This window comes from Nostoc cf. edaphicum LEGE 07299, assembly GCF_015207245.1.
GTDB classification, from domain to species: Bacteria; Cyanobacteriota; Cyanobacteriia; order Cyanobacteriales; family Nostocaceae; genus Nostoc; species Nostoc edaphicum_B.
Genome location: NZ_JADEXF010000245.1, coordinates 1 through 6130, shown reverse-complemented (window position 1 = coordinate 6130; position 6130 = coordinate 1). Strand labels below are relative to the sequence as shown.

Genomic DNA, 6130 nt, shown 5'->3' with positions numbered 1-6130 from the left:
CTCCTTCATTTCCCTCATCTTCCCATGCCCCATTCCCCATGCCCCATGCCCAATCTCCATTTTCTATGCCAAGTGCATCTTTAAAACGCTACGGGGTGCTTTACGGACTCTTGCTAAAACGGTTTCTTTGCCTAAACGCTGGCAAGCTTCATACCGATGGCAACCAGAAAAGCCATAATATTGTCCATCTACTTCTAGAACATCAATAGGTTCTTGCTGCCCAATCTCCGCAATCGATTCCATTAAGGCTTGTACTTTATTTGGATCGTTTGTACGGGGCAATGGCCGTTTTATCTGATTTAATGGAATTTCTTGGACTCTAACCATAAAGAGTTTATCCAACTAGTTCTGTTTTTTCTCCCTAAATAAATCATAGTCATTATGACTTCGTTTTGCAACTAATATTTAGGGCAAAATTGGTAATGGTATCATTGGAGCATTCATGCGACAAAAAAACCGCGCTACAAAGCAATTGGAAAATCGGCTCCAACGACTCATTAAGGGGCAGAAGACCCTCTCTACGAGAGATTACTCGCGATCGCAACTCTTGCAGACGCTACGCGAACGCTATCAGGTAGCCATGAAATTTTCGTTTTGGCGTTTTCCTCACACTGTGCTGACAACATTTTGTCTATTAGGACTGACTGCTGCATCAGGGCCTGAGAGCAACATCCAGGATATAGAACTTAAAATTGGAATTGTGCAGCGATTTGGCGCCGAAGCCACAGCCAAGCTGCAACTGGAACCGATGAAAGGCGATCGCTTAAAGCTAAAATTTCAAGCGGGCAATAAACAGCAAATCCTGTTTACGAAAAATCCTGTAAAGCTGGAAACAGTCATGCAAGCTTTACCCCAGCCAGCAGTCGAAGAAGTAGTAGTTTTGGGCACATACCGCACTTTTGAAACTGCGGAAGACAGTGCTAAAAAATGGCGTTCTCAGGGAATGGAAGTGGAAATAGCCCAGCCAGAACGCTGGCAGGTTTGGGCCAAACGAGATGTTTACAGCACCCCTTTACTGCGACGCTTGTTATTACAAAACATCCAAGCTTCTACCCAACAAAAAGTATATCTTGATACTAAAGTTTTGAAGCAAGTGCCGCGAGTGAGTTGGGTGGTGGATGGTAATCGCTATAGCCCGAATGACTTGGAAATTAGCACTGATAAAAACTTAATTCGGGTAAATAAAACCGAAAAACAAGAGTTTGCTCGTCTTTATGCCGGTCGAATGAATTTGCAACCAAATGCTTATGGCACATACACTCTGGTTAACCAAGTACCTTTAGAAATTTATTTGCGTGGGGTTGTACCTTACGAAATAGGAACAGATGCACCAAAAGCGGCGCTGGAAGCTCAGGCAATTCTCGCCCGGACTTATGCCTTGAGAAATTTACGTAGGTTTGCCGCAGATAACTATCAGTTGTGTGCTGATACTCACTGCCAAGTTTATTATGGGTTGAAGGGAGCAGCTGCCAAAACAGACCAAGCGATCGCCTCAACCAGGGGTAAAGTACTAACTTATAAAAATGAACTCGTAGACGCCCTATATTCTTCTACCACTGGTGGCGTCACCGCTTCCTTTAGCGATGTCTGGAATGGCGACGATCGTCCCTATTTGCGCCCTGTACTGGATGCTCCGACTAATTTTTGGAACTTGTCTAAGCAGAATTTAGCAGATGAAAAGAATTTTCAGAAATTTATTAATACGCAACAAGGATTTAATGAAAGCAAGTGGGATATGTTTCGTTGGCATAAAGAAACCCCTTTAAAGGATATTATCAAGGACTTGCAGAAATTTTTACAAGTGAAAAACAGTCCCCATGCCAAATTTAAGACAATTCAGGCTATGGCAGTAGTAGAGCGAAGCCAGAGTGGACGTATCCTTGAACTTGCAGTTAAAACCGATCGCAGCACCTTTATTTTGCACAAAGACGAAGTTCGCAGTGCTTTTGCAGCCCCTACAAGTACGCTTTTTTACATCCAACCCCTGAACAAAGGCAAATCGGAACTCTGGGGATATGCTTTTATTGGTGGTGGATTAGGACATGGAGTCGGCTTGAGTCAAACTGGCGCTCAGAATTTAGCGAAACTAGGTTGGTCAAGTCCAAAAATTCTCCAGTTTTACTATCCTGGTACTCAGATTCAAATTCTCAACAAAGAAATTAAGCTTTGAGCTATTGGCATTCAAGTTGCATCTGTGAGCTAAAAGTCGGGAGCTAAAAAGAGGCCAAAATTATAGAATAGATAGGAAACTCCCTACTAAAAAAATTAAGCAGGAACACAAGATTTACTGTGTTCCTGCTCATTATAAAATTAGACTTTTTATCAAAGTCGCTTTTAGAGGTAGACACGCTATTGCATTGCAAGGGTGTTAACTCTAGATATCCTGCTTCTATTTTGTCGAAATTAGTAACTCTTGCAAGAGGTTTATGTTTGAGTCGGTTAACTCTTAGTAAAGGTCTTCTTCTTTGTGAGTTTCGATTGTTACATCAGAGGTTGGGTAAGCAACACAAGTCAGTACATATCCCTTTTCTATTTGTTCATCATCTAAGAATGACTGATCGCCCTGATCGACAGTACCCTTGGTGATTTTACCTGCACAGGTCGAGCAAGCACCAGCGCGGCAAGAGTAGGGCAGGTCAAGACCAGCTTCTTCAGCAGCGTCTAGAATATAGACATCATCATCAACGTCAAGTGTTTGGTTTAGACCTTCAGCTTCGTTGACTAGTGTCACTTTATAAGTTGGCATTGAGTAATCCTCTCTTTTGCAAACGGCAGTATAAGTTATCTTAAGGCAAAGGTCACGGCAGTTCTGTGGAATTAGCCGCTGGTTTAAATTTGCTTCAATTCTGATACTACGAGAAAAATTAAACGATATAACTGGAAATTGAACCCGATTAGTAATGAAATTTAGTTACTTAATCCTGATAAGTTTTATTTATATTATTTTCTACCCTAGTCAGGTTGTGATTAGAAAAAATTATATGTTCGAAAAGTAAACATGAGTAAGGTTAATGTTACTGATATTGTGTAAAACTTACGTAGAAGAGATTCCCTAACTCCTTTAAAAAATAGGGCTGTTTCATTTTCTAATCTGATTTAAATGCGCTCGTTATAGAAAAAAACATAACAGTACAGTAAAGATGTAATTTTTCTTTTGCCATTTTTTTTTGTTCATTATATTGACAAATTTCTGACATTATAGATTAAAAAAGGCTTTTCCTTTTAAAGTCTTCCTTTTTGAGTACACGTAATTCTATCTAGCTGCAAATAAAGTCTTATTTATCCTTGAGGGGGTAGGACGAATGTTGTAGAGTCTAGACTGGTGAACCCCATACAGAGAGAATCTCACCACTAGAAGCGTGGAAAGATTAAAAACAGAACTAATGAGGATCATGTATAATTCAGAAGCAGCTTTGGAAAAAGCAAGAGTGCGTGTAGGTTTGGTAGGTACTGGGTATGCGGCAAAGTTTCGGGCTGAGGCATTGCTCCATGATGAGCGATCGCATATAGTCGCAGTTGTTGGTCATACAAGAGAAAAAACCGAAACCTTTGCCAGAGAGTACCAGATTGAAATCTTGAGTACTTGGCAAGAGCTGGTAGAACGTGAAGATATAGACCTAGTAGCGATCTCCACTATTAATCGAGATCATGGTGCGATCGCTCGTGCAGCACTTACCAACGGCAAACATATAATTGTAGAGTACCCTCTTTCGTTGGATGTATTTGAAGCTGAGGAACTGATTGCCTTAGCCAAAGCACAACAAAAACTCCTGCACGTTGAACATCTGGAACTTTTGGGTGGTTTGCATCAAGCTTTGAAGAAAAACTTAGACAGAATTGGTGAGGTGTTTTATGTTCGCTACAGCACCATCAATCCTCAAAATCCTGCACCCCGCAAATGGACTTATAACCACGAGTTTTTTGGCTTTCCCTTAATGGGGGCATTGTCTCGGCTACATCGCCTCATCGATTTATTTGGTACAGTATTTACTGTTAACTGTCACCAGCGATATTGGGAAATAGAACCGGAATACTACCGAACCTGTTTCTGCACTAGTGAACTGTCCTTTAACAGTGGACTTTTAGCCCAAGTAGTGTATGGCAAAGGCGAAAGTATTTGGCAATCAGAACGCAAGTTTGAAGTTCACGGTGAAAAAGGTGGTTTAATTTTTGATGGCGACACCGGAATATTCGTCCAGCCAGGGGAAACAACATCTATAGAGGTTGGCCCTCGACGGGGTTTGTTCGTCAAAGACACGAGTATGGTGTTAGACCATCTTTTTGAGGGCACTCCTTTGTACGTTACCCCAGAGGAAAGCTTGTATACCCTAAAGGTTGCTGATACTGCACAAAGAGCTGCACAGACAGGGTTAACTATGTTTATGAAAGATACTTTAGATAAAAGTTAATGAAAACTGAACTAATTGTTATTTTATCCCAACGAGAAATAGAGAAAATGCGTCAAGCTGGGCGTTTAGCAGCTAAACTTCTCCAGCATCTAGAACCCTTTGTGAAACCAGGGGTTAGCACTCTTGAACTAAATGATGAAGCCGAACGTTGGACGCAAGCGCATGGAGCAAAAAGCGCACCCCTTGGCTATAAGGGTTATCCTAAATCGATTTGCACTAGTGTAAATGAGGTAATTTGTCACGGCATTCCCAACGCCAAGCAAATTCTTAAGGAAGGTGACATTATTAATATTGATGTAACGCCGATTGTTGAGGGTTATCACGGCGATACATCGAAGACATTCTTTGTTGGTACTCCTTCCCCAAAAACAAGGAAGCTGGTAGAGGTGACAGAAGAGTGTCTCCGTCTAGGTATTGCTGAAGTTAAACCTGGGGCACGCATTGGCGATATTGGTGCAGCCATTCAAGAGTATGCTGAAGCACAAGGCTTTTCTGTAGTGCGAGATTTCGTTGGCCACGGCATTAGTAATATTTTCCATACTGCGCCGGATGTTCCCCACTATGGCACACGCGGTAAGGGTAAGCGCCTCAGATCGGGGATGGTTTTTACCATTGAGCCAATGATTAACGAGGGTACTTATGAAGTCGAGGTTCTGGGCGATAAGTGGACTGCGGTAACGCGCGATCGCAAACTATCCGCTCAATGCGAGCATACCTTAGCTGTAACTGAAGATGGCGTTGAAATCCTTACCCTACCCGAAGGCGAGAATTACTGGGCTATATGACAACATACTATGAAAAAATTCCTTTCGTTTGGGAGGAACCAAAGCCACTAATCCCAGTTCCTGAAAGACTTATATTTCATTCGCTCAACGATGTCAGTATAGAAGATTTTACTGCTGCCGTAAGCTGTGCTATGAGTTCATCATTAGACCGAAGCGATCAAAAGGCAGTTAGAAAACTGGGAGCAGATGAGGCGGCGGCAAAGTTAATGGCACAAGTTAGGAATGACTTTGATTATGAACCACAATGGTGGCAACTTGGATATAACAATATAGGTGAATTAGTAGGGTTTATCCAACCAGTAATATATCGCGGGTGTCGCAAAGAGAATCTAGAAGAAGGCACAATCTACTATATTGGTGTTGTCCCCAAACAGCGAGAGAAGCGTTACATTTATGACCTTCTGTGCCAAGCCACGCATATACTCCAAAAAATTGGTGTTTGGCAGATATTTTGTGATACCGATGTCCTCAATACACCAATGATTAGAGCTTTCCAAGATGTAGGTTATCGCCAGTTTGCTTCACCTTGGCAACGCCCTCTATAGAGCTTGCCGTAAGCTAAACTTAAAAATCTTAAGGAGAGAATTGATTCTCAGCAAACTTTTCCGAATTCAATTTTTTCTTTTTATTTTTGCTTGATTAAAGGTAGTTAGAATAATCAAATCGTATTCTTTGGGGATAAATATTTACACTTTTTCAAGCTAATAAAAAAACATAAGTGCAACTTTTATCAACTAAAAATCAGTATTTATTACATGAGAAAGTAAAACATATATGGAGGTAAGATTATGACTCAAGCGTTGCCCAAATTACTCACCTTCAATGAATTTATTGAATGGTATCCCAATGACGCTAAACGCTATGAATTGCACAAAGGAGTAATTGTTGAAATGCCACCCCCAACCGGAGCGCATGAAAAAGTTGTGGGATTTATAG

Annotated in this window: 7 protein-coding genes; 5 read left to right on the top strand and 2 right to left on the bottom strand. The window is 41.3% G+C overall.

Going from position 1 to position 6130, the window contains the following annotated elements:
- Window positions 1-63 precede the first annotated feature (63 nt).
- Window positions 64-327 (bottom strand): ParB N-terminal domain-containing protein, encoded by a 264-nt coding sequence (locus IQ229_RS09465; RefSeq protein ID WP_194043156.1) that lies wholly within the window; start codon window positions 325-327, stop codon window positions 64-66.
- Between the two features lie 115 nt (window positions 328-442).
- Here IQ229_RS09465 and IQ229_RS09460 point away from each other — a divergent pair, with 115 nt between their 5' ends.
- Window positions 443-2170, top strand: coding sequence for a SpoIID/LytB domain-containing protein (locus tag IQ229_RS09460; protein ID WP_194043154.1), 1728 nt, complete (start codon window positions 443-445; stop codon window positions 2168-2170).
- 276 nt (window positions 2171-2446) lie between these two features.
- Here IQ229_RS09460 and IQ229_RS09455 read toward each other — a convergent pair whose 3' ends face one another.
- Window positions 2447-2746 (bottom strand): ferredoxin, encoded by a 300-nt coding sequence (locus IQ229_RS09455; RefSeq protein WP_194043152.1) that lies wholly within the window; start codon window positions 2744-2746, stop codon window positions 2447-2449.
- Window positions 2747-3392: 646 nt separating this feature from the next.
- Between IQ229_RS09455 and IQ229_RS09450 the strand changes: the two genes are divergently transcribed.
- From IQ229_RS09450 to IQ229_RS09435, 4 genes are all read left to right on the top strand, one after another.
- A complete protein-coding gene (locus tag IQ229_RS09450) occupies window positions 3393-4409 on the top strand; it encodes a Gfo/Idh/MocA family protein (RefSeq protein WP_194043150.1) in 1017 nt (338 codons plus the stop codon).
- Window positions 4409-5194, top strand: coding sequence for a type I methionyl aminopeptidase (gene map, locus IQ229_RS09445; protein ID WP_194043148.1), 786 nt, complete (start codon window positions 4409-4411; stop codon window positions 5192-5194). The genes IQ229_RS09450 and map overlap by 1 nt, the downstream gene beginning before the upstream one ends.
- The gene (locus tag IQ229_RS09440; protein WP_194043146.1) at window positions 5191-5739 is read left to right on the top strand and encodes a GNAT family N-acetyltransferase; all 549 of its coding nucleotides are present in this window, start codon (window positions 5191-5193) and stop codon (window positions 5737-5739) included. Before map ends, IQ229_RS09440 begins: the two co-directional genes overlap by 4 nt.
- Before the next feature lie 243 nt (window positions 5740-5982).
- Window positions 5983-6130, top strand: a 148-nt coding sequence (locus IQ229_RS09435) for a Uma2 family endonuclease (protein WP_194043144.1), incomplete at its 3' end; no start/stop codon positions are given.